This window comes from Aurantiacibacter flavus, assembly GCF_039710615.1.
Classification (GTDB): Bacteria; Pseudomonadota; Alphaproteobacteria; order Sphingomonadales; family Sphingomonadaceae; genus Alteraurantiacibacter; species Alteraurantiacibacter flavus.
This window is the reverse complement of sequence record NZ_JBDLBR010000006.1, coordinates 1-24,811: the sequence shown is the minus strand read 5'-3', so window position 1 is coordinate 24,811 and position 24,811 is coordinate 1. Positions and strand designations below refer to the sequence as shown.

31 protein-coding genes and 1 tRNA gene are annotated in these 24,811 nt (G+C 64.0%); 22 read left to right on the top strand and 10 right to left on the bottom strand.

What is annotated here, in order from left to right; translation table 11 throughout:
* Positions 1–35: 35 nt before the first annotated feature.
* Positions 36–536, bottom strand: a complete 501-nt coding sequence (locus tag ABDJ38_RS15220) for an SspB family protein (protein WP_346785987.1) — start codon at positions 534–536, stop codon at positions 36–38.
* Positions 537–638: 102 nt separating this feature from the next.
* On the opposite strand from ABDJ38_RS15220, the gene hisB reads away from it, so the two are divergent.
* The 13 genes from hisB to pal all read left to right on the top strand — a co-directional run bounded on the left by hisB (position 639) and on the right by pal (position 9,298).
* A complete protein-coding gene (gene hisB / locus ABDJ38_RS15215) occupies positions 639–1,232 on the top strand; it encodes an imidazoleglycerol-phosphate dehydratase HisB (protein ID WP_346785986.1) in 594 nt (197 codons plus the stop codon).
* Positions 1,180–1,854: an imidazole glycerol phosphate synthase subunit HisH gene (hisH, locus tag ABDJ38_RS15210; protein ID WP_346785985.1), complete on the top strand. Its 675-nt coding sequence runs from the start codon at positions 1,180–1,182 to the stop codon at positions 1,852–1,854. The genes hisB and hisH overlap by 53 nt, the downstream gene beginning before the upstream one ends.
* Before the next feature lie 130 nt (positions 1,855–1,984).
* On the top strand, positions 1,985–2,713 hold the full coding sequence (hisA, locus tag ABDJ38_RS15205) for a 1-(5-phosphoribosyl)-5-[(5-phosphoribosylamino)methylideneamino]imidazole-4-carboxamide isomerase (RefSeq protein WP_346785984.1): 729 nt from the start codon (positions 1,985–1,987) through the stop codon (positions 2,711–2,713).
* Positions 2,714–2,966: 253 nt separating this feature from the next.
* Complete coding sequence (hisF, locus tag ABDJ38_RS15200; protein WP_346785983.1) at positions 2,967–3,725, top strand: imidazole glycerol phosphate synthase subunit HisF; 759 nt, start codon at positions 2,967–2,969, stop codon at positions 3,723–3,725.
* Between the two features lie 69 nt (positions 3,726–3,794).
* The gene (locus ABDJ38_RS15195) at positions 3,795–3,974 is read left to right on the top strand and encodes a hypothetical protein (protein WP_346785982.1); all 180 of its coding nucleotides are present in this window, start codon (positions 3,795–3,797) and stop codon (positions 3,972–3,974) included.
* A gap of 74 nt (positions 3,975–4,048) precedes the next feature.
* A complete protein-coding gene (locus ABDJ38_RS15190) occupies positions 4,049–4,363 on the top strand; it encodes a phosphoribosyl-ATP diphosphatase (RefSeq protein ID WP_346785981.1) in 315 nt (104 codons plus the stop codon).
* The gene (locus tag ABDJ38_RS15185) at positions 4,363–4,740 is read left to right on the top strand and encodes a histidine triad nucleotide-binding protein (RefSeq protein WP_346785980.1); all 378 of its coding nucleotides are present in this window, start codon (positions 4,363–4,365) and stop codon (positions 4,738–4,740) included. Before ABDJ38_RS15190 ends, ABDJ38_RS15185 begins: the two co-directional genes overlap by 1 nt.
* A gap of 7 nt (positions 4,741–4,747) precedes the next feature.
* Positions 4,748–5,233, top strand: a complete 486-nt coding sequence (locus tag ABDJ38_RS15180) for a YbgC/FadM family acyl-CoA thioesterase (protein ID WP_346785979.1) — start codon at positions 4,748–4,750, stop codon at positions 5,231–5,233.
* A 14-nt stretch (positions 5,234–5,247) separates the two neighbouring features.
* Positions 5,248–5,955, top strand: coding sequence for a protein TolQ (tolQ, locus tag ABDJ38_RS15175; RefSeq protein WP_346785978.1), 708 nt, complete (start codon positions 5,248–5,250; stop codon positions 5,953–5,955).
* On the top strand, positions 5,955–6,404 hold the full coding sequence (locus ABDJ38_RS15170; RefSeq protein ID WP_346785977.1) for an ExbD/TolR family protein: 450 nt from the start codon (positions 5,955–5,957) through the stop codon (positions 6,402–6,404). Before tolQ ends, ABDJ38_RS15170 begins: the two co-directional genes overlap by 1 nt.
* Positions 6,405–6,434: 30 nt before the next feature.
* Positions 6,435–7,277, top strand: a complete 843-nt coding sequence (locus tag ABDJ38_RS15165; protein WP_346785976.1) for an energy transducer TonB — start codon at positions 6,435–6,437, stop codon at positions 7,275–7,277.
* The gene (tolB, locus tag ABDJ38_RS15160; protein ID WP_346785975.1) at positions 7,277–8,698 is read left to right on the top strand and encodes a Tol-Pal system beta propeller repeat protein TolB; all 1,422 of its coding nucleotides are present in this window, start codon (positions 7,277–7,279) and stop codon (positions 8,696–8,698) included. Before ABDJ38_RS15165 ends, tolB begins: the two co-directional genes overlap by 1 nt.
* 84 nt (positions 8,699–8,782) lie before the next feature.
* The gene (pal, locus tag ABDJ38_RS15155) at positions 8,783–9,298 is read left to right on the top strand and encodes a peptidoglycan-associated lipoprotein Pal (protein WP_346785974.1); all 516 of its coding nucleotides are present in this window, start codon (positions 8,783–8,785) and stop codon (positions 9,296–9,298) included.
* On the opposite strand, the gene ABDJ38_RS15150 is transcribed toward pal, so the two are convergent.
* Positions 9,299–9,490 carry a hypothetical protein gene (locus tag ABDJ38_RS15150; protein WP_346785973.1) on the bottom strand — a complete coding sequence of 64 codons (192 nt, stop codon included), beginning with the start codon at positions 9,488–9,490 and terminating at the stop codon, positions 9,299–9,301.
* Positions 9,491–9,645: 155 nt separating this feature from the next.
* Here ABDJ38_RS15150 and ABDJ38_RS15145 point away from each other — a divergent pair, with 155 nt between their 5' ends.
* Both ABDJ38_RS15145 and ABDJ38_RS15140 read left to right on the top strand, forming a co-directional pair.
* Positions 9,646–10,179 (top strand): J domain-containing protein, encoded by a 534-nt coding sequence (locus tag ABDJ38_RS15145; protein WP_346785972.1) that lies wholly within the window; start codon positions 9,646–9,648, stop codon positions 10,177–10,179.
* 32 nt (positions 10,180–10,211) lie between these two features.
* Positions 10,212–10,982: a hypothetical protein gene (locus tag ABDJ38_RS15140; protein WP_346785971.1), complete on the top strand. Its 771-nt coding sequence runs from the start codon at positions 10,212–10,214 to the stop codon at positions 10,980–10,982.
* A 125-nt stretch (positions 10,983–11,107) separates the two neighbouring features.
* Here ABDJ38_RS15140 and ABDJ38_RS15135 read toward each other — a convergent pair whose 3' ends face one another.
* Positions 11,108–12,115: a GGDEF domain-containing protein gene (locus tag ABDJ38_RS15135; RefSeq protein WP_346785970.1), complete on the bottom strand. Its 1,008-nt coding sequence runs from the start codon at positions 12,113–12,115 to the stop codon at positions 11,108–11,110.
* A gap of 196 nt (positions 12,116–12,311) precedes the next feature.
* Positions 12,312–13,724: an SLC13 family permease gene (locus ABDJ38_RS15130; protein WP_346785969.1), complete on the bottom strand. Its 1,413-nt coding sequence runs from the start codon at positions 13,722–13,724 to the stop codon at positions 12,312–12,314.
* 77 nt (positions 13,725–13,801) lie between these two features.
* Here ABDJ38_RS15130 and ABDJ38_RS15125 point away from each other — a divergent pair, with 77 nt between their 5' ends.
* Positions 13,802–14,200, top strand: coding sequence for a VOC family protein (locus ABDJ38_RS15125; protein WP_346785968.1), 399 nt, complete (start codon positions 13,802–13,804; stop codon positions 14,198–14,200).
* Positions 14,201–14,231: 31 nt separating this feature from the next.
* Here the strand turns inward: ABDJ38_RS15125 and ABDJ38_RS15120 are convergent, their stop codons facing one another.
* The 3 genes from ABDJ38_RS15120 to pdeM all read right to left on the bottom strand — a co-directional run bounded on the left by ABDJ38_RS15120 (position 14,232) and on the right by pdeM (position 16,294).
* A complete protein-coding gene (locus tag ABDJ38_RS15120) occupies positions 14,232–14,675 on the bottom strand; it encodes a hypothetical protein (RefSeq protein ID WP_346785967.1) in 444 nt (147 codons plus the stop codon).
* Positions 14,676–14,969: 294 nt separating this feature from the next.
* On the bottom strand, positions 14,970–15,491 hold the full coding sequence (gene infC / locus ABDJ38_RS15115) for a translation initiation factor IF-3 (protein ID WP_346785966.1): 522 nt from the start codon (positions 15,489–15,491) through the stop codon (positions 14,970–14,972).
* Positions 15,492–15,589: 98 nt separating this feature from the next.
* A complete protein-coding gene (gene pdeM, locus ABDJ38_RS15110; RefSeq protein WP_346785965.1) occupies positions 15,590–16,294 on the bottom strand; it encodes a ligase-associated DNA damage response endonuclease PdeM in 705 nt (234 codons plus the stop codon).
* A 45-nt stretch (positions 16,295–16,339) separates the two neighbouring features.
* On the opposite strand from pdeM, the gene hemF reads away from it, so the two are divergent.
* The 5 genes from hemF to ABDJ38_RS15085 all read left to right on the top strand — a co-directional run bounded on the left by hemF (position 16,340) and on the right by ABDJ38_RS15085 (position 22,498).
* On the top strand, positions 16,340–17,194 hold the full coding sequence (hemF, locus tag ABDJ38_RS15105; RefSeq protein WP_346785964.1) for an oxygen-dependent coproporphyrinogen oxidase: 855 nt from the start codon (positions 16,340–16,342) through the stop codon (positions 17,192–17,194).
* Between the two features lie 102 nt (positions 17,195–17,296).
* A complete protein-coding gene (locus ABDJ38_RS15100; protein ID WP_346785963.1) occupies positions 17,297–19,225 on the top strand; it encodes a M1 family metallopeptidase in 1,929 nt (642 codons plus the stop codon).
* A gap of 234 nt (positions 19,226–19,459) precedes the next feature.
* Positions 19,460–19,933, top strand: a complete 474-nt coding sequence (locus ABDJ38_RS15095; protein ID WP_346786074.1) for a CHAP domain-containing protein — start codon at positions 19,460–19,462, stop codon at positions 19,931–19,933.
* A gap of 112 nt (positions 19,934–20,045) precedes the next feature.
* On the top strand, positions 20,046–22,127 hold the full coding sequence (locus ABDJ38_RS15090; RefSeq protein WP_346785962.1) for a RelA/SpoT family protein: 2,082 nt from the start codon (positions 20,046–20,048) through the stop codon (positions 22,125–22,127).
* A complete protein-coding gene (locus ABDJ38_RS15085) occupies positions 22,124–22,498 on the top strand; it encodes a VOC family protein (RefSeq protein WP_346785961.1) in 375 nt (124 codons plus the stop codon). Before ABDJ38_RS15090 ends, ABDJ38_RS15085 begins: the two co-directional genes overlap by 4 nt.
* Before the next feature lie 7 nt (positions 22,499–22,505).
* Here the strand turns inward: ABDJ38_RS15085 and ABDJ38_RS15080 are convergent, their stop codons facing one another.
* From ABDJ38_RS15080 to ABDJ38_RS15070, 3 genes are read right to left on the bottom strand one after another with little or no spacing between them, the layout of a single operon-like run.
* Positions 22,506–22,829 carry a DUF1905 domain-containing protein gene (locus tag ABDJ38_RS15080; protein ID WP_346785960.1) on the bottom strand — a complete coding sequence of 108 codons (324 nt, stop codon included), beginning with the start codon at positions 22,827–22,829 and terminating at the stop codon, positions 22,506–22,508.
* A complete protein-coding gene (locus ABDJ38_RS15075) occupies positions 22,826–23,851 on the bottom strand; it encodes a peptidylprolyl isomerase (protein ID WP_346785959.1) in 1,026 nt (341 codons plus the stop codon). The genes ABDJ38_RS15080 and ABDJ38_RS15075 overlap by 4 nt, the downstream gene beginning before the upstream one ends.
* Before the next feature lie 36 nt (positions 23,852–23,887).
* Positions 23,888–24,292, bottom strand: coding sequence for a metallopeptidase family protein (locus ABDJ38_RS15070; protein WP_346785958.1), 405 nt, complete (start codon positions 24,290–24,292; stop codon positions 23,888–23,890).
* A gap of 108 nt (positions 24,293–24,400) precedes the next feature.
* Here ABDJ38_RS15070 and ABDJ38_RS15065 point away from each other — a divergent pair.
* A tRNA-Ser gene (locus tag ABDJ38_RS15065) sits at positions 24,401–24,491 on the top strand.
* Positions 24,492–24,811: the final 320 nt, after the last annotated feature.

Genomic DNA, 24,811 nt, shown 5'->3' with positions numbered 1-24,811 from the left:
ATGTCCAGTCTAACGCATAACTGGCACAAATGGTCCTATTTCTTGCGGCCGAAATCCACGGTGACGACGTTCGAACCGTCTTCGCTCTTGGCGATGGGCTCGCCCGTCTCGTCTGTCTCCGTGGCCTCGCCCTCGGCGGGCGAGGTTTGCTCGAAATCCTCGATTGCCGCCTGGAACTGCAAGCCGAAATCCACCGCAGGATCGACGAATGCGGTAATCGCGGAGAAGGGGATGACCAGTTTCGAAGGAATCTGGTTGAAGCTGAGGCCCACCGAAAAACCGTCTTCGCCCACCGACAAATCCCAGAACTTGTTCTGGAGCACGATCGTCATCTCGTCGGGGAAGCGTTCGCGCAGCGCCGAGGGGATATCGACCCCGCTCGCGGCGGTCTTGAAGGTGATGTAGAAATGGTGGCCACCGGGCAGTTCGCCGCCGGATTCTTCCACCGAGCCCAGAACCCGGCCGACAACCGCGCGCAGGGCTTCCTGCACGATTTCGTCGTAGGGGATCAGGCTGTCAGGCGCTTCGTCGCTCATGGAAGGCTAGGTGACTATGGGCGCGCCCAAGGTCAAGTCGCAAAGCGCTCGCAATTGTGGGATATCTTGCACCTGTGGCACAGCGGCCTATAGGCGAGGCCCATGCGCACAGGCCGGATAGAGCGAACCACGAAGGAAACCTCCATTGCCGTCGAGGTATGTCTCGATGGCACGGGAAGCTATGACATTTCGACCGGGATCGGCTTTCTCGATCATATGGTGGAGCAGTTCTCGCGCCACTCGCTGATCGACGTTACGCTGAAGGTGCAGGGCGATCTCCACGTCGATCAGCACCACACCACCGAGGACAGCGCCATCGCGCTCGGTCAGGCGTTGGCGGAGGCGCTCGGCGACAAGGCCGGGATCGGCCGCTATGGCGAGGCGCACTCGCCGATGGACGAGACGCTGGCGCGGGTCGTTGTCGATATTTCGGGCCGTCCGTGGCTCGAATGGAAGGCCCGCTTCACGCAGGAAAAGCTGGGCGAGTGGGACACCGAGCTGATCGAGCACTGGTTCCAGTCGGTGGCGCAGGCGGCGGGTCTGACGCTGCATTGTCAGGTGCTTTACGGCACCAACAATCACCATATTTGCGAAGCGCTCTACAAGGGTTTTGCCCGCTCCATGCGGCAGGCGGTCGAGCTGGATGCGCGCAAGAACGGCGCGATCCCGAGCACGAAAGGGCAGCTTGGTGGGTAACAGGGTTGCGCTCATCGATTACGGCGCGGGCAACCTTCACTCGGTTCACAACGCGCTGACCGCTGCCGGAAGCGAGTTCATCACCGTGACCGACGACCCGGAATTCGTCCGCGGAGCGCAGCGTATCGTCCTGCCCGGTGTCGGTGCGTTCAAGGCCTGCCGTGACGGGCTGTTCGGCATTCCCGGCATGGTCGAGGCGCTGACCGAGCGGGTGATCGAGCAGGGCGTCCCCTTCCTCGGCATCTGCGTGGGGATGCAGCTACTGGCCGACCGCGGGCTCGAATTCGGCGAGACGCCGGGGTTGGGCTGGATCGCGGGCGAGGTCGAGAAGATCGAGCGGACCGATCCGGCCATCCGCGTGCCGCACATGGGCTGGAACGACGTGGCGCTTACCCCGCATCACGGCGACCATGACCTGCTCGAACCGGGCGAAGCCTACTTCCTTCATTCCTATCACTTCGCGCCCGAAAACGGCCAAGATGTCGCCGCCATGACGGATCACGGCGGCGGACTGGTGGCTGCCGTGGCGCGCGACAATATCATCGGCGTGCAGTTCCATCCGGAAAAGAGCCAGCGCTATGGGCTCGACCTGCTCGCCCGCTTTCTGGAGTGGAAACCGTGAACGCCCCTCTCCCAGCTTCGCTAGCCTGCAAGCAGGCAAGCTGCGCTAACCCTCTCCCCGCACGGGGAGAGGATACGAAGGCTTGGCGAGGAACGAGTATAGCCGCAGTTGGAGAGGGGGTTGCTGCCCGATGATCGTATTCCCTGCCATCGACCTCAAGGCCGGACAGGTCGTGCGCCTTGCCGAAGGTGATATGGACCGCGCGACCATCTATGGCGACAACCCTGCCGCGCAGGCGATAATCTTCGCCGAGGCCGGGGCCGAGTTTCTCCATGTGGTCGATCTCGACGGCTCCTTCGCGGGCCGGGCGGAGAACCGCGAGGCGGTCGAGGCGATTGTCGCGGCGTTCCCCGGCCATGTCCAGCTCGGCGGCGGCATTCGCGATGCGGCGGCGGTCGAGGGCTGGTTCAATCTTGGCGTTTCGCGCGTGGTGATGGGCTCGGCGGCGTTGAAAGACCCCGAATTCGTCAAAGAAATGGCGAAGGAATCGGAGAACGGCATCGTCGTCGCGGTCGATGCGCGCGATGGCATGGTCGCGACCGAGGGCTGGGCCGAGGTGTCCGACGTGCCGGTGCGCGATCTCGCCCGCCGGTTCGAGGATGCGGGCGTGGCCTCGCTGCTGTTCACCGACATTGGTCGTGATGGTTTGCTCAAGGGCTGCAATATCGAGGCGACCGTGGAACTGGCGCGCAGCGTCGATATCCCGGTGATCGCGTCGGGCGGTGTGAAGGGGCTCGACGATATTCGCATGCTGGCGGTCCACGCCGATGACGGGATCGAGGGCGTGATCACGGGCCGCGCGCTGTATGAGGGGCGGCTCGATCTGGCGGCGGCGATCCAGATGGCGGAGCGGGCGTGAGTGCACTGGGCCTAATCGCTACTGCCCTCGCAATCGCCTGTACGGGCATTCTGGTGCATGACCTTTGGCATCGGCGAACGGCTTTTGCCCAATTCACCGCAGGCCGGAGCGCTCACCCGGGCCTGTTCAAGCTCGGCATAGCGGCCTGGTGTGCCTGTCTGCTCGGCTCTTCGATCGTCGTGGTAGAGGAGCTGGGGCGTGAGGCCTGCGAGGGCGCCGATCCTTGCACGATAATCATTGAGGCTCCGAAACCATGACCGTCCGCATCCGCGTCATCCCCTGTCTCGACGTCGCCGATGGCCGCGTGGTCAAGGGCGTGAACTTCGTCGACCTCAAGGACGCCGGCGATCCGGTCGAACAGGCGCAGGCCTATTCCGAGGCTGGGGCCGACGAGCTGTGCTTCCTCGACATCTCCGCCAGCCACGAAGGGCGCGGCACTCTGCTCGACATTGTGAAGCGCACCGCCGAGGTATGCTTCATGCCGCTTACCGTGGGTGGCGGAGTGCGCACGGTGGAAGATGCGCGCGCGCTGCTCTTGGCGGGGGCGGACAAGGTCGCGGTCAATTCCGCCGCCGTCTCGCGCCCCGAAGTGGTTGCCGACATTGCCGAGAAGATGGGCAGCCAGTGCATCGTCGCCTCGGTCGACGCGCGTTGGAACGAGGACCATTATGAGATCTACACCCATGGCGGCCGCCGCCCCACCGGGATTAACGCCATCGACCACGCGGTGAAGCTCGCCAATCTCGGCGCGGGCGAGCTGCTCGTCACCAGCATGGACGGTGACGGCACGCAGAAGGGCTACGACCTCAAGCTGACCCGCGCCATCGCCGATGCCGTCTCGGTGCCGGTCGTCGCCTCGGGCGGAGTGGGCAATCTCCAGCACTTGGTCGAAGGCGTGACCGAGGGCGGGGCGAGCGCGGTGCTGGCCGCCAGTATTTTCCATTTCGGCACCCATTCGATCGCCGAGGCCCATGCGGCCCTGCGCGCTGCGGGGCTCCCCGCACGCGGCTGACGGTCCTGAAACGGGACAGGCTGTTCATAATGGTTGAAAATCGGTTAAGATTGCTGCCTTAGCGCAGCCATGACGTCCCGCCTTCTCGCTTCTGCCATGATTCTGGTTGCCATTCCGGCGGCTGCGCACGCGGTTGATGCCGTGCCGGTGGATGAGGCGTCGAGCACCCTGCTCTTCGCGCTTGGTGCGGCCGGTGTGCTGATCGGGCGCCATGCCGCCATGCGCGGCCGCCACCGGCGCGACGACTGATCGCCGTCAGAACCCACCAGCTCGCCGCACGCTCTGCTTGACGGCGCGGCCACGGCTCGCGCATGGCTCGCGCCATGGAAACGCTTGCTCGTCTTGAACAGACCATCGCCGCTCGCCGCGCCGCTTCGCCCGACGCGAGCTACGTCGCGAAACTTCACGCCAAGGGGCTGGAGAAGATCGCGCAGAAGGTCGGCGAAGAGGGCGTCGAGACCGTCATCGCCGCGCTTGCGGGCGAGCGGAAAGAACTGATCGGCGAGGCGGCGGACCTGCTCTTTCACCTGTTGGTGCTGCTTGGCGCGAAGGACGTCGCGCTGGAAGAGGTTCTGGCCGAACTCGATCGGCGCGAGGGCGTGAGCGGCCTCGCCGAAAAGGCAGCGAGGAGCGAGTAATGACAATCGACGCAACCCAGCCCTATGACGATACGAACATCTTCGCGAAAATCCTGCGCGGGGAGATTCCGAACAAGACCGTCTACGAAGACGAACACGCGCTCGCCTTCCACGATATCGATCCGAAGGCGCCAATCCATATCCTGGTGATCCCCAAAGGGGCCTACGTCAGTTGGGACGATTTCTCCGCCCGCGCGAGCGAGGCCGAGATTGCCGGGTTTGTCCGCGCAGTGGGGCACGTGGCGCGCGATCAGGGGCTGGTTGAGCCGGGCTACCGCCTGCTTGCCAATGTGGGAGCGCACGGCGGGCAGGAGGTGCCGCATCTTCACGTCCACCTGTTCGGCGGCGCGCCGCTCGGCCCGATGCTGGCCCGCTAAGCTGCCGATGGTCGAGCTGCCTTTGCCAGCCAGCGGGCGCATCGTCGGCCCCTGCCACTACTATGCCCTGCGCGTGTTCTACGAGGATACCGACCTTTCGGGCATCGTCTATCATGCGAACTATCTGAAGTACTGCGAACGCGCGCGTTCGGACTTGCTCGACCTGCTCGAAGTCGACCAGCGCGCGGCGCTGGAGGCGGGCGAGGGCGCCTATGCCGTGGCCGATGCCGAAATCGGCTGGAAGCGACCGGCCAGGCTCGGTGACGGCCTCTTGGTGGAAACGCGCGCAACCAGCTTGCGTGCTGCCAGCGTCCGCATGTATCAGCGCATTCTGCGTCCGTCGGCAGTTGCGCCGACCGCTCTGGAGAGTGCCGAAGTTCTGGCCGAGGTGAATCTTCGCATCGGCTTTGTTTCCCCCGATGGTCGTCCGCGCCGCCAGCCCGATGAATGGCGCGCGAAATTTGCCCGGTTCGCCGGGGCCGAAGAATCCTAAGGAAGAGTCTGTAAATGACCACGCTTTCGCTGCTTGCCGCCACCAGCATCTCCGCGCCGACCCGGCTCGACCCGCTGCAGCTGTTCCTCGATGCCGATATCGTGGTGCAGGCGGTGATTATCGGCCTGCTGCTGGCTTCGATCTGGGTCTGGGCGATCATTATCGGGTTCTCGCTGCGGCTGGCCGGGTTGCGGCGCAAGGCGACTCATTTCGAGGACGATTTCTGGAGCAACGACAATCTCGATGCGCTGCTCGATGCGCGGCGGCGCAAGGAAAGCCCCTCGGCGCGGGTCGCCTATGCGGGGGTGGCCGAATATCGCCGCACGCAGAAGGCGGGCCTGAGGGACCGTGAAGGCGCGCGCGAGCGGATTGCGATGGCGATGCAGGGGCAGGTTGCCGAAGAGGCTGACGGCCTTGCCGCTCGGCTGGGCTTTCTGGCCACCACAGGCGCGGTTGCACCATTTGTGGGCCTGTTCGGCACCGTCTGGGGCATCATGAACAGCTTCTTCTCGATCGGGCAGCAGCAGAACTCGTCGCTCGCCGTGGTGGCGCCGGGCATTTCGGAGGCGCTGTTCGCCACCGCCATCGGCCTGTTCGCGGCCATTCCCGCCGTCATCGCCTACAACCGGTTTAGCGGGAAGGTCGGGCTGTTCGAGGCGGCCTTGCAGCGCTTTGCCGACCGCGTGAGCAGCGAAATCGGCCGCGAGATGGAATCGATCTGATGGCGATGGGCGTCCTCAAGCACAGCCGAGGGCGGGGGCGTTCGACGCGCCGCGCGCCGATGGCGGAAATCAACGTTACACCGTTCGTCGATGTGATGCTGGTGCTGCTCATCATCTTCATGGTTACCGCCCCGATGATGGCGAGCGGTGTGCCTATCGACTTGCCCGACAGTCGGGCCGAAGCGCTTGACCAGACGCCCGACCAGATCACCGTTTCGATCGACCGTGAGGGCTTCGTCTATATCGACGATGTGCTGGTCGAGCCGGGCACGTTGCCCACGGCACTCGAATCGATTGCCGGCGCGCCGGGATCGGAACGGCCGCTGGTGACCTTGCGCGCGGATCGTGGCATCGACTGGGGCCGCGCGATTGCGGTGATGGGCGAGCTGAACCGGGCGGGCTTCACTGCCATCTCGCTCGTCAGCAACAGTTCAGCCGAAGCCCCATAGCCCGGATCGCTTATGGCCCAGAACGCCACCTTGACCCGTGAAGAATATGTCGGCCTTGGCGCAGCCGTGGTGCTGCACGTGGCGCTAGGCGCTTTTCTGGTCCTGCACGACAGCACTCCGAGCATGCGCGCGCCGCCGGAGCGGATCGACGTAAGTCTCGCCACCGAGGTCAGCCTCGAATCGACCGCGCCCGATCCCAGCGCCGAGCCCGCAGCAGCCTATGCTCCGACCCTCGCCGACGTGCCCGCGCCCGAACCGGCCGAGCCCGAAGTGGCGCGCCCGGTTGAACGGACGGTACAGCCCCCGGTCGAAGAGCCTGCGCCGAGGCCAACCGCACGGCCCACCCAGCGGCCGACCGCTACGCCGACGACGCGTCCCACTTCGCGGCCGAACCAGCGGCCCACATCGCAGCCCACCGCGCGGCCTACCTCGCGCGCGACCTCCACGCCCGCTCCGACCCCGAGCACGCGGCCAACTTCCGGCGGTAGCCGCATCGGGGACGATTTCCTCGACGGATCGAGCGCCTCGACAGGCACGCGCGGATCGCCCGCCGCCGCCTTCGGGCAGACCGAACGTGCAGCGCTGTCCTCGGCGATCACGCGCGCACTGCGGCCCAACTGGACCGCGCCCTCGGGCGTCGATGCCGAACAGCTGGTGACCGTGGTCGGCTGGAAGCTCAACCGCGATGGTACCTTGAACGGTCAGCCGCGCTGCATTGGCCAGCGCGGTATCACCGACAGTAACCGCCCGCAGGCGCAACTGCACTGCGAGCGCGCTATCCGTGCGGTGCAGCTGGCCGATTTCTCCAGCCTGCCAGAACAGTTCTACAGCCGCTGGAACGACCTCGAATGGGAATTCGACCGGAGATTGTGATGAAGATACCCGCCCTCCTGACTGCCGTTACCCTCTCGCTTTCGGTGCCTGCCGTGGCTCAGTCGAGCGGCGACCTGATGACCGATCTCGATCCGGCGGGCATCGGTGCCGAGCCGGTTGAAACCACGATGGACGACGGCGGTGAGGACGGCCCGCTGCGCGGCACCGTCACCGACGATTCCGCCTGGCAGGATACCGGCATCGCCATTCCCGCCTTCGCCACCAACCGCGAACAGCCAACGCCCGCCAACTCGTCGGGCACCACCGCGCTGGGGCGCGAACTGGCGCGCGTCGTGTTCAACGATCTTCGCAACAACGGCCTGTTCCGACCGGTCGGCCCCGATGCCCTGCCGCGCCCGAGTTACGAGCAGATCACCGCGCCCGCCTTCGCCACGTGGCAGGGCCGCAGCGCGGAAATGCTGGTGCAGGGCTATGTCCGCGCCGGGACGGACGGTCGCCTGACGGTCGGTTGCTATCTTTATGACGTTGCCCTTCAAAGCGAACTCGCGCGCGAGGGCTGGGTAGTGCTGCCAAGCGAATGGCGCCGCGCCGCGCACAAGTGCGCCGACCTCGTCTATTCGCGCCTTTCTGGCGAAAGCCCGTTCTTCGACAGCCGCATCGCCTATATCGCCGAGACCGGCCCCAAGGATAATCGCATCAAGCGCCTCGCCATCATGGACAGCGACGGGGCGAACCACCGGTTCATCACCAATGGCCGCTCGACCGCACTGACGCCGCGCTATTCGCCCGACTATCGAAAGATCGCCTATCTCAGCTACACCGACGGAAATCCGCGCATTTACGTCTACGACATCGAGACGCGTCAGCAGGTGCTGGTGACCGAGAGCAGCAACCCGACCTTCGCTCCGCGCTGGAGCCCGGATGGCCGCTGGATCCTCTATTCGATGGCGATTGGCGGCAACACCGACATCTATCGCGTGTCGGCGAGCGGCGGCGGCACCCCGGTGCGCCTCACCGACAGCCCCGCTATCGACGTGGGCGGTTCCTATTCGCCCGATGGCAGCCAGATCGTGTTCGAGAGCGACCGCTCGGGTGTGCAGCAGTGCTACGTGATGAATGCCGATGGCTCGAATCAGCGCCGCATCTCGTTCAACTCGGGGCGCTGCGCCACGCCCGAATGGAGCCCGCGCGGCGACCAGATCGCCTTCACCCGCATCGCCGGCGACTTCAACATCGCGGTGATGACGCCTTCTGGCGGCAACGTGCGGGTGCTCACCGATGGCTGGCAGGACGAAGCCCCGACCTGGGCGCCCAATGGCCGAATCATCCAGTTTTTCCGCTCCGAGCGCGGTTCGGGCGCTTCGAGCATCTGGCAGGTCGATCTTACCGGCGACAACCTGCGACGCCTGCAAACCCCTGTGGGCGCTTCCGATCCGGCCTGGGGTCCGGTGTTGCCTTAGGCCCACAGGCAAATTAAAAGTTGCCCGCTCTATTATTGCATGAAAGACTTCCGGCGACTGTCGCCATTTTTAGGAGCCTACAGGATGAATCGCATTGTCATCGCGCTTACCATGTCCAGCGTGCTCGCTTTGGGGGCCTGCAAAAAGGAACCGCCCGAAGTCATTCCGCCCGCACCGCGTGATGTCTCCACGCCGGCTCCGACCCCGACGCCCACCGCGCCGCGCGGCCCGCAGCCCGGCTCGCAGGCGCACTTCTCTTCGGCCATGGCCGGAGCGGACACGATCTATTTCGACACCGACAAGTACGACATCGACGCCACCGACATGGCCGCGCTGCGCCGTCAGGCCGAATACCTGACCCAGTATCCTTCGGCCCGCGCCACCGTCGAAGGCCATGCCGACGAACGCGGCACGCGCGACTACAACCTGGCGCTGGGCGAACGCCGCGCCAATGCAGCGCGCGCCTATCTGGTCAGCCTCGGCATTGCCGAAAACCGTCTGCGCACGGTGAGCTATGGTGAAGAACGCCCGGTCGATATCGCATCGACCCCGGCGGCCTGGGCGCGCAACCGCCGTGCGGTCACGGTGATGATCGACTAGCTAGCGAATGGGGAAGAGAGCCGGCACCAGTCGGCCGACTGCGGGCGCGATGGCACTTGCCGTCGCGCCCGTTTCCATATGCGCGGCAGGAGCGGGGGAGGGCGCAGCCGGCGCGCCGATCTGTGTGCTGAGCGCAAACAGGGCCATCGCCAGAACTGACGCCTTTGCCGAAATGCTCAGTTGCTTGCTCACGTCTTATGCCTCGGTTCGATTGTTACAGGCGGCAGATAGGCGACACTTGGCATATTGCAATGCAGCATAATGCATCATTTTGTATCGTGAGCTGCCTGCACAGATTTACGACAGCGCGGGTTTCCGCTCGCGTCCATTGTGCCTATATTGCCCGGATGAGCCGCGCACGCCGATCGAACGACTGGGGTTTCCCCCGCTGGCGCGGCTATGAAAGCACGCGCGAGGCTGCGCAGGTGCGCCTGTGCGACCGGCATGGCTGCACCGAGCCGGGCAAGTGCCCCGCACCCAAAAGCCCGAACAGCCCCGACCGCTGGTATTTCTGCGAGAAACACGCGGCCGAGTACAATTCGAAATGGGACTATTTCGAGGGCCTGAGCAAGGAAGAAGCGGCAAGTCGCGCCAGCAACGAGCAGCGCGAGAACGCCGGCTATGCTGAAAGCGCGCACTATGGCTGGGGCGGGAGCGGCGATGGCACGCGCAGTCAGGACGAGATGCGGGCGCTCGAAGTGCTGGGGCTGGAGGCCGATGCCGATTTCGAAGCGATCAAGCGTGAGTGGCGCGCGCGGGCGAAAAAGGTCCACCCCGATGTAAAGCCCGGCGACAAGGAAGCCGCCGAGGAATTCCAGAAGCTACAACTGGCCTACGAGGTTTTGAAGTCCGCTGAAGAGCGGCGCACCTGGAAGGGCTGAGGCCGCAAGGTAACGGGCGCGGCGGGCGAAGTATGGAAACTCGGACACTTGGTTGCACGGTTCTGGCTGTGCTGGCCTTGGCGATTGCTACAGCGTTTCTGTGGGGCTGGGGCTTTTTTGACCCAGGATTGCCCGACTATCGCTATCGCCTGACCGTCGAAGTTGAAACACCGGAAGGCTTAAAGACCGGATCGAGCGTGATCGAGGTGAAAACGTCGGTTGCCGGGCGCAACATTGTTCCTATGCCGGGCGCGGTCAGCCACCGCGTGCGGGGCGAGGCGGTAATGGTCGATTTGGGCGCGCGAGGTGTACTCTTTGCGCTGCTGCGCTCTGACGACAATTTCGACTGGGCGAGCAATGTCGCCTATCGCCTTGCTCCCAAAATGCCGCGCGTACGCGATGCCGAAGGAAGGTTGGACTCCGACAGCGATTTCGAAGCACAGTACGCGACTATGTTGGAGCACCGCGAGCCTATCGAACTGCCCAGAACTTTTCCCGATGTAGGCCATCTCAAGAACCAGCCCGCGCGCCCTATGCTGGTCCGTTTTGGCGACATCGAGGATCCCTCCACCGTCGAACAGGTCGATCCGGACGATCTAGCTTTCACCTTCGGCCCGGGTGTTAGGCTCAGGCGTATTACCGTGCAACTTACCGGCGATCCCGTAACCAAGGGCATTGTGGAAAGGCTACCGTGGCTACCAGATCGGCGGGGCAGTTTGATCCCGATATCAGGGGGTACTCCAAAACATGAGTTGCCGCTTGGATCGAGACTGAATGTAGGTGATTTCTTAAGGGCGCAATGAAATGAGCATGATCGAAGCGGCATGAGCGCCCCTTAAATCTCACCTGCTCATGGCGAGGAGAAGCTGAGGTCGAAGACCGAGCCCCGTCTCGAAGGCGCCCTCCTCAGGGCGAACGGCTTGCTGATTCAACCCAACTCAACCCGGTTTCGCCCACCTTCCTTCGCACGATAGAGCGCTTCGTCGGCACTGCGCAGCGCGCTCGACAGGTCGGGGTGAGCGAACACGTCGGTCAGCCCGCCGGAGAAGGTGACCCCGCCAATCGCCTTGCCCGAAACCTTGTCGACGAAGTGACGGGCTGCAAACCGTTCACGCGCCGCATCCAGCGCAGCGCTGGCACCAGCAAGGTCGAGTCCGCGGAACAGCAGCACGAATTCCTCGCCGCCGTGGCGGGCGACGTGGCAATTGTCTGAAATCCGATCAAGCGCCTGAGCCACCGCGCGGATCACCCGGTCGCCGGTGTCATGCCCGTGTGTGTCGTTGACGCGCTTGAAGAAGTCGATGTCGCACAGCGCCAGGCACATCGGTTCCATCTCGGCCTGGGCGGCAACCCATTCGCTCTTGAACACGTCCTCGAAGGCGCGGCGGTTGGGCAGGTTGGTGAGGTAATCTATTGTGGCGTCGCGTCGGGCCTTGGCGAGATTGCGGCGCAGGTCGCGCGCCTCGTCCTCGCTCTTCTTCATTTGCTCTTCCATCTCGCGAGTGCGATCGAGCATTGCCCGTGCCACCTGTGCGAGGCTGGCCACCACTTCTTCCTCCGAGGACGAATTTGCTACCATCTCGGTCTGCTGCACCAACTGGGCGCCGTAGTCGTTCGCAGCTTCCTGCGCGCTGCGCGTGCTTTCGCCGAAACGCTCCATCGAGCGGTCCAGTTCGCGTGCAAGGCGGTCGAGGTTGGATGAGGCCGTGTCGGCGGTGAGGCTCTCGCTCATCTGCAGGTCGAGCCACTCCTGTGTAATCGGTTCGCCCGCTTCCTCAAGCTCTGCCACCCGCTTCGCGAGGCGAAGGTTGGTCTTGGACATAATCGCATGGGTGCACAGCAGGTTTTCGGGTGAAACCGGCAGTTCGTGGCGCAGCAGAAATTCGGTTATGGCCTCCAGCAGATGAGCACGTTCCGCCATCCGGGAACTGGCCATGCTTGTGTCTCGGCGATCGGCGGATCGCGTCCCCAGGCCCAGCATCCGCCACAGGCGGCCGGTGCCAGAATCGTCTTCTCTCACGCCAATGCGAGACTCATGTCCCATGCGTCTATCCCTGTTATCCCTGTGCTCGAGACGCCGCGATAGCCATGTAAGGCAAATGGGCTGGACTGACTGGAATAAGTATTTTCCCTTAGTTATGCATAAGCCCAATGACCCAGACCGTTCCGACGATCAGGGCAATACCGGCTAGGTCCAGCAACAAGCCGGCCCTAACCATGCGGGACAGCACGATGCGGCCGGTCGCCCAGGCGATGGCATTTGGTCCGGTTCCGGCGGGCAGCATGAAGCCCCAGCTTGAGGCGAGCGCGGCCGACATGGCAAGGAGCATCGGATCGCCGCCGAGCGCAGTTGCAAGGCTGGCCACCACCGGCACGATGCCGCTCGCCGTGGCAACGTTGCTGGCGAATTCGGTCACCAGCACCACCATCGCGACCAAGCCGAGCGCCACTACCACTAAAGGCAGGCCCGTCAGCGGTAGCAAGGCGTCGCCGAGCCAGTCGGCCAGCCCGCTACGGGTCATCGCGCCGGCCAGTGCCAGCCCACCGCCGAACATCATGATCACGCCCCATGGCGCCCGATCTGCCTCGCGCCAGACGAGCATGGGCCGCCCGGTGCCATCGGGCAGAACGAACAGCCCAAGCGCGGAGACGATGGCAATGGTGCCGTCGGTAAGCGAGCCGGCGGGCAGCCAGGGGGCAATCAACGGACGCAGCATCCATGCCAGGAAAGTCATCGCAATGACCGGCACCAACCGCTTTTCGGCGGTAGACCAAGGGCCGTGCGGATCGATGGCGGCGCGCGCGGCAGCGGCATCGAAGGGATGGGCGCCGATGCGCTGCACCCAGCCAATCAGCCCGGCCGCGAGCGGAATGCCGAGCAGGACGACCGGCACGCCATATAGCGCCCACAGCGCGAAGCTGATCTCAAGCCCCGCGGTTTCCCGCAGCAGGGCCACGGCGATAGCGTTCGTGGGTGAGCCGATGATCGTCCCGAGTCCGCCAATGCTGGCGGCAAAGGCAATTGCCATAGGCAGCGCGCCGGCCAGGCCGGACTGGTCGTCCTCACCTGCGCAACCTCCTGCGATAACCGCCAGCGCCATCGGCATCATGATGAGCGTGGTCGACGTGTTCGAGATGACGTTCGAAAGCGCCGCCGCTGCGATCATGAAGGCGAGCAGGATACCCCAGGCTCCGCCGCGTCCGCCAACGCTGCCAAGCAGGAACAGGGCCAGCCGTTTGTGCAGCCCGGTCCGTTCTATCGCGAGTGCGAGAAAGGCTCCGCCGAGAATCAGGAACAGGATCGGTGAATAATAGTCACTGGCGACCTCATCGGCGCTGCCTGCCCCGGCGAAGGGAAGAACCGCGAAGGGCAGTAGTGCGGTGGCGGTAAGCGGGACCGCTTCGGTCATCCACCAGGCGGCCATCCACACCACCAGCCCACCGGTGTGCCAGGCCGCTGTGCTCATTCCTTCCGGCGGCGCGACGACGAGCGTGAGCGCAAAGCCGAGCAACCCGACACAGAAGCCGATGCGGCTTGCGTTCATTGAACCCATTGCTCCCCTTGGCCCCTCGTTTCATGGTATTTGTAGCCAACGGTGGCGGATCGGCAAGGAGCATCCTGATGGAGGAAGAGCCCAGAGATTTTGCAGTGCTCGGAATGGGAGGGCTGTTTTTCCGCGCCCGCGATCCGGAGGCGTTGTCGGCCTGGTATCGCGAAATGTTGGGCGTGGGAGTTGGGTGCAGCGCCGAGGGCGCCGGTCCTTCTGGGGAATGGCACTGGGGCACGGCTGCGGGGCCGATGGTCTTTGCACCGTTTCCACATGCGAGCGATTATTTCGCCGCCGACCGTGCTTTCATGATGAATTTTCGCGTGCGCGGCCTTGCGGCGCTGGTCGGCAGGCTGCGTGCAGTGGGGATCGACGTGATCGAAAAAGACGACTGGAACGATCCCGCAGTCGGCCGTTTTGCGCGCATCCATGACCCGGAAGGAAATCCCATCGAACTCTGGGAGCCGGCCTGACCTGGCAAGTGCCCGCCAGAGCGGAAATCTGTCAATGAGTCATTGGCAGATCGACGCGATAGACCTGCCAGAGCAATTGCCTCTCTGTCGCCTCCGGCACGTCGTTGACCCGACGCAGGACCAGTTGCCCTTCCATCCGGGCCGGCTGTCCGTTCGCATCCGTGGCGGTCAGCTCTGCCTCACTGGTGTAGTAGGAGGAGCCAGCCGCGCCTTCGATGGTGCCGCCGGGCACGGCCACAGCAATATTGCTCAGGCCATCGAAGAAGCGGTTGAATTTGGCTTTGCTCCAGCGCTGCTGGGCGCTTTCGTCGAGCATATCCCATGCCTGATCGTATTCGCGCATCTCGATTGCGCGGGTGAAGGCAAGCAACACGTTGCGGGCACCTGCTTCGGTTCCCTCGAGATCGGAGGCGAGGGGCTTGGGCGAAAGATCGGGATAGTGTTCGTTGATGCCCGAACCGTCTGTGTAGCCCACTGGCGGTAGGGGATCATCTGCAGCCGGGGCAAACGAAGGGGCTGGTGTGGACGTTTCGGCGGGAGTTACGGGGTTGCTGTTGCGCGGTACTGGGCCTTCGTCGCCGCAAGCGGCAAGGCCCAGCATCAGGGCCGGGATAAAGACGAGCTCAATCCGGTTGCTCGCTGACCAAGGCGAAAAAGCGAGTGCCATACTCAAGCCAACAGCCGTTTGAGCCGGATCGTTCCCGGTTCAAACGGCTGTTTCGGCTAGATCACCCTGTCCATGCTGCCCAAGGGATGCGCCCGCCTGGCGTTACTTGGGGGCAAGAACCATCAGCATCTGGCGACCTTCGAGGCGCGGATAGGCTTCGACCTTGGCGTCTTCCGCCATGTCTTCCTGTACGCGCTTGAGCAGGTCCATGCCGAGGTGCTGGTGCGCCATCTCACGACCGCGGAAGCGAAGTGTGACCTTCACCTTATCGCCGTTGTCGATGAACTTGTGCATCGCTTTCATCTTCACGTCATAGTCGTGATCGTCGATGTTGGGACGCATCTTGATTTCTTTGATGTCCTGCGTCTTCTGCGTCTTGCGCTGCGCGTTGGCCTTCTTCTGCGCTTCGTAGCGATGCTTGCCGACGTCGAGGAACTTGCACACCGGCGGATCGGCGTTCGGGGATACCTCGACGAGGTTCAACCCGAGCTCTTGCGCCTGCTCGATCGCTTCGTTGGTGTACATCACGCCAATATTTTCGCCCTGATCATCGATCACGCGAACCTTGTTGGCCTGGATGAAATTGTCGTATTTGGGGCCGGACTTGACCGGCGGTGCCATCATGCGGCGGGGTGGACGGGGTATGGGTTTTGCTCCTGCTATTGCGTCGGGTCGATTTATTCAGAGACTATGTAGGAGCGTTCAGCCCAAAATACCAGAGGCTAGGCCGCGTCTCTCCAGAGCGAAAACCGTGCGAGCTTACGCCCCGCCGGAACGAGCGCGTCGATTGCGCAGGCCGGCTGCAGTGCCTTGAGAATCGCCGGGTCGGCAGCATTCATCCCGCCGGTGAGCGCGCCGAACGCGGGCAGGATCATCCGTCCGGCGCCCTGCGCATCGCGGCTCACCACCGCGCAGGGCCTGCGGATATGGCGATGGTGGACCTTGAGCTGGAGTCGCGGGTGGAAATGGCCCGAAAGCTCGGGCCGCAGCTCGCCGCTGCGTGCTTCATGCCGCAGCACCATGCCTGCGACCTCGAGTTCCTCGGCCATGGTGCCGCCGTGGCGCGCTTCCATCGCCGGATCGTGATTGCCGGTGATCCATACCCAGTCTGTGGCCCGTGTGAGCGCCGAAAGCATTCCGGCGGCGTGCTCTTCCAGCCGGGTGGAGCCTGCCGAATCGTGGAAGTTGTCACCGAGGCAGAACACCCGCCTTGCACCCGTCTCGCGCACCGCTTCGGCCAGCCGACCCAGTGTTTCGCGGCTGTCGTAAGGGGGGAGGAACTGGCCGTGCCTTGCGTAGAAGCTCGCCTTTTCGAGGTGCAGGTCAGCCACCAGCAGCGCCTGCTCGCGCGGCCAGAACAGCGCGCGGCCCGGCAGCAGCACGAATTCCTCATCGCAAAACAGGAAGGTGAACGAAAGGGGAACCATTGCTCTCCCTTGCCGCAGGCGCGCTGCAATGGCAAGGCCAGGGGCATGACCTGGACCGACCAAACCCAAGCCGCCCGCACCTGGTTCGAGAGCCTGCGCGATCGCATCTGCGCCGAGTTCGAGGCGATCGAGCGCGAGGCGGGGTCCGACGCGGCCTTCGAATATACTCCGTGGGATCGCGATACCGAGGATGGTTCGCACGGCGGCGGGGGCGTGCAGGGCAAGATGAAAGGACAGGTGTTCGAGAAGGTCGGCGTCAACGTGTCGACAGTTTCTGGCAAGTTCGCCCCGCAGTTCGCAGCCACGATCAACGGCGCCAGCGAGGAACACCCCGAGTTCACCGCAACCGGCATCAGCCTCGTCGCGCACATGGCCAACCCGCACGTGCCTGCCGTGCACATGAACACCCGCTTCCTCACCACGCAGGCGGCCTGGTTCGGTGGCGGGGCGGACCTTAACCCACCGATCGAATATGCCGAGGACACCGAGGCCTTCCACGCCCGGCTGCGCGCGGCCTGTTCGGCGCACAACCCGACCTATTACGAACGCTTCAAGAAATGGGCCGACGACTATTTCTTCATCCCGCACCGCAATGTGGCGCGCGGCGTCGGCGGCATCTTCTATGACCACCTCGAATGCGAGGACATGGCCGCTTTCGAGCGCAACTTTGCCTTCACCCGCGATGTGGGCGAGGCCTTCCTCGACACTTTCCCGAAGATCGTGCGCGCGCGTATGGGCACGCCTTTCACCGACGCCGACAAGGCCACGCAGAAGGAATGGCGCGGGCGTTATGTCGAGTTCAACCTCGTTTACGACCGTGGCACTCTGTTCGGCCTCAAGACCGGCGGTAATATCGATGCGATTCTGATGAGCCTTCCGCCCGAGGTCACCTGGAGTTGATTGCAACGGCGCTGAGGACAGAGGGATGACAGGACGTGCGACTTTGTTGTAGTTGCCGGTGAAACTGGCCGCCAGTCTCGGCCAGCCGCTTCGGAGAATTGCATGCGCCTGTCCCGTCCCGCTGCCTTGCTGGCCTTTGCTCTTGCTGCCTGTTCGACCAGCGAAGAGCCAGCGGAGGAGCGCCTCATCGCGCCGATCCTGACCAGCGCAGAGGCGCACGACGACTTTACCTGGGCGCGCCCCACCGAGGCGCGGGTGACGCATGTCTCGCTCGATCTGGCGCTCGATTTCGAGGCGGAGCAGGTTGGTGGCACCGCCACGCTGGATATCGATGCAGCCGACGATGCGCGCGAGATCGTGCTCGATTCCAATGGTCTGGAAGTGTCTGCCGTCACCGATGGCGAGGGCGAGCAGCTCATCTTCGAACTGGGCGAAAACCCTGATGGCAGCGAAAAGGGCGAGCCTTTCACGATCAGCTTCGCTCAGGACAACGGCACGGTGATCTCGCCCGAGCAGATCGTTATCACCTACAAGAGCGCGCCCGGTGCCGAGGCCTTGCAATGGCTCGATCCCGAGCAGACCGCAGGCAAGGAGCATCCGTTCCTGTTCAGCCAGGGCCAGGCGATCCTCAACCGCAGCTGGATCCCTACGCAGGACAGCCCCGGCATCCGCCAGAGCTGGGACGCGCGCATCGCCGCGCCCGCCGCGCTGGGCGTGGTGATGAGCGGCATCCGCCGGGGCGATGCCGCAAGCGGGCCGGACGGCACCAAGATTTACACCTTCGAGATGGAACACTCGGTGCCGCCCTATCTCATCGCCATTGCAGCGGGTGACATTGCCTTCGCGCAGCTTGGCCCGCGCACAGGCGTCTGGGCCGAGCCTTCGGTGCTGCAGGCGGCGAAGGACGAGCTGGGCGATACCGAGGCCATGATCGACGCCGCCGAGGAGCTTTATGGCGACTATCGCTGGGGCCGCTACGATATGATCGTGCTGCCGCCGAGCTTCCCATATGGGGGGATGGAAAACCCGGTGATGACCTTCCTCACCCCGACTTTCATCGCGGGTGACCGTTCGAACACGGGGCTCGTGGCGCACGAACTGGCGCATAGCTGGTCGGGCAATCTCGTCACCTATGCCAGCTGGCGCGACGGATGGCTGAACGAGGGCGTCACCTCTTATATCGAGAGCCGCATCAGCGAGAAGGTTTTCGGCAAGCTGCGCGCCGAGCAGGAATATGCGCTGAGCTATGCGGCGCTGGCTGAGATGGTGGAGGAGATGGGGCAGGGCAACCCGGTCACCGCCATGCGTACCCCGCCGGGCACCAGCCCGTTCGATACGGCGAGCGAAGCGATCTACGACAAGGGCACCGTGTTCCTGCGCACCGTCGAGAGCATTGTCGGGCGCGAGAAGTTCGATGCCTGGCTGCGCAGCTGGTTCGACCGCCACGCCTTCCAGCCCGCGACCTCCGAGATGTTCCTTGCCGACATGCGCGAGAACCTGCTTGAGGGGGACGAGGAACTGGAAGACAAGCTGATGCTCGACGAATGGGTCTATGGCACGGGCCTGCCTTCCAACGCGCTGAAGCCCGATCCGGAGGCCTTCGCTGCGGTCGATGCAGCGGTGGACGCCTATGCCGACAGCCGCGATCTGACCCTGATCGAAGCCGAATGGCCCGAGTGGAGCGCAGCCGAACAGCGCCGTTTCCTCGAACGTCTGCCCGAAGAGCTGTCGGCGAATGAATTGGCCGCGCTCGATCAGGCGCTCGGCCTGTCGCAGACGGGCAATGCCGAGGTGCAGTTCCTGTGGCTCGATGCAGCACTGCGCAATCGCTATCAGCCGGTGGTGCCGCAGGCGGAGGAGTTCCTCACCCGGGTGGGCCGTAACAAGTTCGTCTCGCCGTTGTTCGCCACGCTGATGGCGCAGGACGAATGGGGACAGGCCATCGCCAGGGCGCTCTATGCCAAGACCCGCAGCGGCTATCACTCGATGACGCGTGGTAATGTCGATGAGATCGTCGGCTTGACCGAATGACTTTGCGCTAGGCGTTTCTGTCAGCACTCACTCTTGCGCGTTGAACCGGTACGCTAACGCGACCGCAAGAGGTCTTGGGGGGATTGTATTCGCGACGATATATTGTATCAATTCGTCCCGGGGTTGAAGTAGCCAAGGGACGGGTAAGTCATGGTCGCGAGCATGGGGTTCCTGCGGGGATCGGTTGGTATTGGTGCGTGTGCACGGCGCAAGTGGCGCTGGCCATTGCTGCTGATGATGGCCGCGCTCACGGCTCAGCCCGCCCAAGCCCGGCTTCAATGTGTGCCTTATGCTCGCGATCATTCAGGCATCGCAATCCATGGCAATGCGCATCTGTGGTGGAGCGCGGCGGAAGGCCGCTACGCGCGCGGGCAGGAGCCGCAGGTCGGCGCCGTCATGGCCTTTAGCTCGAGCCGGGCCATGCCGCTCGGCCATGTCGCCGTGGTCAGCGAGGTGATCGACGACAGGCACATCCTCATCGACCACGCGAACTGGTCGCGACCCGGCGGGATCGAAACTGGTGTGCCGGTGGTCGATGTGTCGGAGGCGGGTGACTGGAGCGAAGTACGCGTGTGGTATGGCCCCATTGGTGCGCTCGGCTCGCGACATAATCCGATCGCTGGCTTCATCTATGCTGACAGTCCCCCGGCCGCGCTCCCCCTTATCGAAGTGGCGGAAGCTGAGGTGTCCACCAACGTCGGGGGCTGATCACGACCCCGTCGCAGGGGCGCACCGCTTGGCCTGCTCATAATGCAAAATTTGCAAGAGCCTGAAGAAAGCGGCTGTGCAGCCACGAAATCGCCACTATCTAGGAGCGCAGATGCTCCGCCAATACGAACTTGTCGAAAGGGTCAAGGAATACGACCCCAACGCCGACGAAGCGCTGCTTAACCGCGCCTACGTCTACACCGTGCAGAAGCACGGCAGCCAAAAGCGCGCTTCGGGCGATCCCTATTTCAGCCATCCGGTCGAAGTGGCCGGGCTGATGACCGACCTGAAGCTCGACCAGCAGACGATCATCACCGCGCTGCTTCACGATACGGTGGAGGACACGCTCGCCACCATCGACGATATCGAGGCAAACTTCGGCCCCGAGGTCGCCCGGCTGGTCGATGGGGTGACCAAGCTTTCGAAGATCGAGCAGCTGACAGAGGACGAACGCGCGGCGGAGAACCTGCGCAAGTTCCTGCTCGCCATGAGCGAGGACCTGCGGGTGCTGCTGGTGAAGCTGGCCGACCGCCTGCACAACATGCGCACGCTGCACCACATCTCCAAGCCGGAGAAGCGCCGCCGCATTGCGCGCGAGACGATGGATATCTATGCCCCGCTGGCCGAGCGGGTAGGCATGTACGAATATATGCGCGAGATGCAGCTGCTCGCCTTCGAACAGCTTGAGCCAGAGGCCTATGCCACCATCGTCTCTCGGCTGGAGCAGCTGCGCTCGTCCGATGCCGGGCAGGTCGACCGGATCGCGCTCGATTTCAAGCAGGCGCTAAGCGAGGCAGGGCTTGAGGTCGAGGTGTGGGGGCGCGAAAAGCATCCCTATTCGATCTGGAAAAAGATGGCCGAACGCCACCTGCCGTTCGAGCACATTTCCGATATCATGGCCTTCCGCGTGCTGACCGATAATGTGAGCGACTGCTACCGCGCGCTGGGCGTGCTGCATCAGACGTTCCAGATGGTGCCGGGGCGGTTCAAGGACTATATCTCGACCCCGAAGACCAACGGCTATCGCTCGCTTCACACCACGGTGTTCTACGACAAGTCGATGCGCTGCGAGGTGCAGATCCGCACCCGCGAGATGCACCGCACCAACGGCTTCGGCCTCGCCGCGCACTGGGCCTACAAGCAGGGCGGGCATGTGGATGGGCAAGTCGGCTGGTTGCGCGATCTGATCGAGATCGTCGAGCAGAGCCATGATCCCGAAGAGCTGCTCGAACACACCAAGTTGGCAATCTATCAGGACCGGATCTTTGCCTTCACCCCCAAGGGCGCGCTGCACCAGCTGCCCAAGGGAGCAACCGCGGTGGACTTCGCCTATGCCGTCCACACCGATCTGGGCGCGCAGACCGTGGGTGTGAAGATCAACGGGCGGCACATGCCGCTGCGCACGCCGCTTGGCAACGGCGACGTGGTGGAGATCATCAAGGGCAAGAGCGCGCAGCCGCAGCTGCATTGGCTCGGCTTCGTGGTGACGGGCAAGGCGCGCGCGGCAATCCGGCGCTCGGTGCGCCTGCGCGAACGGGCCGAGATTGCCGAAGTCGGGCGTGCGCTGTTCGAAGATATTGCCAAGGAGATGCCGACCAAGATCGGCAAGAAGGCCATCGCGCAGGCCTTGGAGCGGCTCGAGCTACCGAACGAGAACGCGCTGATGGAGGCCATCGGCTCGGCCAAGCTGGCCGACCGGGCGGTGATGGAGGCGCTGGTTCCCGGCAGCACTGCCGACCTGCCCGAGGAATTGAAGCCTGGCCATGCGCTGTCGATCAAGGGGCTGACACCAGGTGTCGGCTTCACGCTGGCTGACTGTTGCCACCCGGTGCCGGGCGACCGCATCGTGGGCCTGCGCCATGCGGGCGAGAGTGTGACAGTCCATGCCATCGACTGTCTCGAGCTGGCCAATGGCCAGGATATCGACTGGATCGACCTGTCGTGGGGCGAACGTTCGCACGGGGCGGTCGGACGGCTGTCTGTGACGCTCTACAACCGGCCCGGTACGCTGGCCGAGATGGCCGAGGTCTTTGCCAAGGCCGGGGCCAACGTAATCAACCTCGAACTGGCCGAACGCGATGAGCTGTTCCACACCGACATCGTCGATCTGGAGGTGCAGGATCTGGCGCACCTGACGCGCATTGTGTCCGCGCTCAGGGCGACCGACGCCGTGGCTCAGGCAGAGCGTATATGAGCGCCGGTGTCGTCGGCATCGATCATGTGCAGATCGCCATGCCGCCGGGCGAGGAAGACCGGGCGCGGGGCTTCTACGCCGACATTCTCGGCCTGACGGAAGTGCCCAAGCCTGCCGACATGGCAAAACGTGGCGGATGCTGGTTCGCAGGCGGAGGGGCGCAAATCCATCTCGGAGTGGAGCAGGGTTTCGTTCCGGCGAAGAAGGCGCACCCGGCCTTGTTGGTCGACGATCTGGCGAAGTTTTGCGCCCGGCTGGCACAGGCAGGCGTGACCAGCAGTGAAGGTGGGCCGCTGGAGGGCTATGTCCGGGCGGATATTCACGACCCGTTCGGAAACCGGATCGAATTGATGCAGCGGCTGCCCGGTTAAGGACGCGTCAGAGCAATTCCAGCTCGGCGGTTACCTCGCCGCCCTCGGTGATCCCCTCGGCTTTGCGGATCGCGGCCTTGAGCGGGAGGATGAAGCCGCCATGGTCGCTCGACGGAAAGACTGACGTCGCCCATTCGCTCTTGCCCAGCCGCACGCGCACCTTCACCGAGCCGAACCCCCGCCCGCTGCCGAATTCGAGCCGCCGCATGGCCTCGTGTGCTGCGATGGCCTCGCCCGCCGCGCCGTCGATGGTGAGGAAGTGCCAGCTGCCGGGCGAGGTGGCGCTGGTCCAGAGCCAGACCTCGCCGGTGTGGGTAACGCGGTCGCTCATGGGGCGGGCCTTATCGGCACCTGCACGTTGCAGATGTCGACCCCGCCAGCGGGCACTTCGTAGAAGCTATCCTTCCGGTTGGCGCGCACTGCGATATAGCGGGCGAAGCTTCCGCTGGCTGTGTCGAGGTATTCATAGGCAGGCGGCTCGGACAACTCGCTGGCGAGCCGGACGCTGACGATGGGAGTGTCTTCGCTGCGCTCGGCATAGACTCCAGCTTCGGCGGTGCCACGGGGGAGGGTGGAGAGATGTTCGGTCCCCTCGATCACCCGCCCGACCACGGCGATATTGCGATCAAGCTGGCGCGGTGCATGGCCGATCACTGTGTAGAGTTCTGAACCGGTGCCGGTATCGGGCGCAAGATCGCGCGCGACGCCGACCGAGCCGTAGCAGTGGACTGGCCAGAAGCTCTCTCCTTCTCCGGCGAAAGGCCAGCCGTTCGTGAACGCCGTGATGCTGGCGTAGCGGTCACCGCTGATGTTGTGGTAATCTCCTGACACATCAAGCGAAGCAAGATCTTCGAGGGTGCGCCCGCTTGCATAGAAACCGGTGAGCATTGCCGCTGCCGCGACATCCTGCCATGCGACCCCGCTATGCCGCATCGCGTCGAGGTCGAAAGGGCTCGGCAATTCGTAGCTTGCTGTGGGCGCCGCCACCCCCTCGGGCAACGGCCCAGGGTCCATCCCCAGCTCAGGATCGCCGCCTCCCCATTGCGCCACCCAGTTGTCGACGACGCGATAGACGCTCTTGCCATCCCACCAGTGCGCACGGGCGAGCGTCCGGATGTTCTCGACCCACGGCTGGCTGAACGGCGGCGGCAGGAGCTGGATCACCACCCGGCGCGCCGAGCCTTCGTTGGCGGGCGCCAACTCCATCACGAGAATATCCTCGGGCGCGATCGGCACCCATTCCTCCGGCGCGGCTGCGGCGACCACGCTGTCGGGGGTGGGTGGCTCGTCCTGCGCCATGGCAGGCGAAGGGAGGACGAGCAGGCTGGCGGCCATCAGGCGAAGTTTGATCATGGGGGCGAGAGTGCCACCACGGCGCGCTTTGGCAAGCTACAAAACCTGATCTTCCAGCGCATGCATATCCGCATCGGACAGCCCGAAATGGTGCCCGATCTCATGAATCACGACATGCGCCACAAGGTCCTCGAGGGTGACGTCGCCACGCTCGCACCATTCGAGCAGAATGGGGAGGCGGAACAATCGCACTCGCTCGGGCATGGTGCCGGAATGGTCGATCGACTGTTCGGTTAGCGGAATACCTTCATAGACGCCGGTGAGCTGGTAAGCGCTTTCGATCCCGAGCTCGTCGAGCAGGGCATCTTCGGCGAAGTCCTCGACCGCGAAGCTGAGGTTGTCGAGCTGGTCGGCGAAGGCTGCGGGGAGGCGGGCGAGGGTCTTGCGCGCGACAGCCTCCATTTCCTGCGCGCCGGGCGCCTTGCCAAAAGTTCGGGTCATGGGGTTTTGCCTAGACGGCGCAAGCGCGCTTGTCATCCGTCCCACACGCCGCTAGGGCGACGCCCTTGTCCGATCACTCCGGTTTACGTGCGGGGCGGATCGACATGCGGAGCGGTGGCCGAGTGGTCGAAGGCGCACGCCTGGAAAGTGTGTATACGGTAACCCCGTATCGAGGGTTCGAATCCCTCCCGCTCCGCCATCAGCCCTTTCAGAGCCGTCCAGCCCTCACCAGAATTGCGCAAAAACCTTTATAATTGCGCCATTTACGACTCCAATCCCGTCCATGCCAATCTACCCCTTGCCGAAGGCATATGGGGGTAAATTGGGGGTAGCGAATATTTGGATTGGGGGTATTGGATGCTGACGGACAAGGCGGTGCGCGCAGCGGCGGCGAAATGCTCTGCCACCTGAATTTTGGACCATTCGCAGCTAGAGTTTTCGGCCGTAGATTTCCTTGGCTGGGCAAGGAGTCGTGGCATGAAGGCATCGAAGTTCACGGACGCTCAGAAGGCGTTCGTC

What these genes read in the sequence shown, in the direction of transcription:
- ABDJ38_RS15090 (WP_346785962.1), top strand. Translation starts at nt 20,046, where the DNA reads ATGCTCCGCCAATACGAACTTGTCGAAAGGGTCAAGGAATACGACCCC.
- pdeM (WP_346785965.1), bottom strand. Translation starts at nt 16,294, where the DNA reads ATGGTTCCCCTTTCGTTCACCTTCCTGTTTTGCGATGAGGAATTCGTG.
- ABDJ38_RS15125 (WP_346785968.1), top strand. Translation starts at nt 13,802, where the DNA reads ATGGAGGAAGAGCCCAGAGATTTTGCAGTGCTCGGAATGGGAGGGCTG.
- ABDJ38_RS15080 (WP_346785960.1), bottom strand. Translation starts at nt 22,829, where the DNA reads ATGAGCGACCGCGTTACCCACACCGGCGAGGTCTGGCTCTGGACCAGC.
- ABDJ38_RS15180 (WP_346785979.1), top strand. Translation starts at nt 4,748, where the DNA reads ATGGTCGAGCTGCCTTTGCCAGCCAGCGGGCGCATCGTCGGCCCCTGC.
- ABDJ38_RS15075 (WP_346785959.1), bottom strand. Translation starts at nt 23,851, where the DNA reads ATGATCAAACTTCGCCTGATGGCCGCCAGCCTGCTCGTCCTCCCTTCG.
- hisH (WP_346785985.1), top strand. Translation starts at nt 1,180, where the DNA reads ATGCGCGCAAGAACGGCGCGATCCCGAGCACGAAAGGGCAGCTTGGTG.
- hisA (WP_346785984.1), top strand. Translation starts at nt 1,985, where the DNA reads ATGATCGTATTCCCTGCCATCGACCTCAAGGCCGGACAGGTCGTGCGC.
- tolQ (WP_346785978.1), top strand. Translation starts at nt 5,248, where the DNA reads ATGACCACGCTTTCGCTGCTTGCCGCCACCAGCATCTCCGCGCCGACC.
- hisF (WP_346785983.1), top strand. Translation starts at nt 2,967, where the DNA reads ATGACCGTCCGCATCCGCGTCATCCCCTGTCTCGACGTCGCCGATGGC.
- hisB (WP_346785986.1), top strand. Translation starts at nt 639, where the DNA reads ATGCGCACAGGCCGGATAGAGCGAACCACGAAGGAAACCTCCATTGCC.
- pal (WP_346785974.1), top strand. Translation starts at nt 8,783, where the DNA reads ATGAATCGCATTGTCATCGCGCTTACCATGTCCAGCGTGCTCGCTTTG.
- ABDJ38_RS15220 (WP_346785987.1), bottom strand. Translation starts at nt 536, where the DNA reads ATGAGCGACGAAGCGCCTGACAGCCTGATCCCCTACGACGAAATCGTG.
- hemF (WP_346785964.1), top strand. Translation starts at nt 16,340, where the DNA reads ATGACCTGGACCGACCAAACCCAAGCCGCCCGCACCTGGTTCGAGAGC.
- ABDJ38_RS15170 (WP_346785977.1), top strand. Translation starts at nt 5,955, where the DNA reads ATGGCGATGGGCGTCCTCAAGCACAGCCGAGGGCGGGGGCGTTCGACG.
- ABDJ38_RS15185 (WP_346785980.1), top strand. Translation starts at nt 4,363, where the DNA reads ATGACAATCGACGCAACCCAGCCCTATGACGATACGAACATCTTCGCG.
- ABDJ38_RS15070 (WP_346785958.1), bottom strand. Translation starts at nt 24,292, where the DNA reads ATGACCCGAACTTTTGGCAAGGCGCCCGGCGCGCAGGAAATGGAGGCT.
- ABDJ38_RS15085 (WP_346785961.1), top strand. Translation starts at nt 22,124, where the DNA reads ATGAGCGCCGGTGTCGTCGGCATCGATCATGTGCAGATCGCCATGCCG.
- tolB (WP_346785975.1), top strand. Translation starts at nt 7,277, where the DNA reads ATGAAGATACCCGCCCTCCTGACTGCCGTTACCCTCTCGCTTTCGGTG.
- ABDJ38_RS15195 (WP_346785982.1), top strand. Translation starts at nt 3,795, where the DNA reads ATGACGTCCCGCCTTCTCGCTTCTGCCATGATTCTGGTTGCCATTCCG.
- infC (WP_346785966.1), bottom strand. Translation starts at nt 15,491, where the DNA reads ATGATGGCACCGCCGGTCAAGTCCGGCCCCAAATACGACAATTTCATC.
- ABDJ38_RS15100 (WP_346785963.1), top strand. Translation starts at nt 17,297, where the DNA reads ATGCGCCTGTCCCGTCCCGCTGCCTTGCTGGCCTTTGCTCTTGCTGCC.
- ABDJ38_RS15095 (WP_346786074.1), top strand. Translation starts at nt 19,460, where the DNA reads ATGATGGCCGCGCTCACGGCTCAGCCCGCCCAAGCCCGGCTTCAATGT.
- ABDJ38_RS15190 (WP_346785981.1), top strand. Translation starts at nt 4,049, where the DNA reads ATGGAAACGCTTGCTCGTCTTGAACAGACCATCGCCGCTCGCCGCGCC.
- ABDJ38_RS15145 (WP_346785972.1), top strand. Translation starts at nt 9,646, where the DNA reads ATGAGCCGCGCACGCCGATCGAACGACTGGGGTTTCCCCCGCTGGCGC.
- ABDJ38_RS15140 (WP_346785971.1), top strand. Translation starts at nt 10,212, where the DNA reads ATGGAAACTCGGACACTTGGTTGCACGGTTCTGGCTGTGCTGGCCTTG.
- ABDJ38_RS15135 (WP_346785970.1), bottom strand. Translation starts at nt 12,115, where the DNA reads ATGGCCAGTTCCCGGATGGCGGAACGTGCTCATCTGCTGGAGGCCATA.
- ABDJ38_RS15130 (WP_346785969.1), bottom strand. Translation starts at nt 13,724, where the DNA reads ATGAACGCAAGCCGCATCGGCTTCTGTGTCGGGTTGCTCGGCTTTGCG.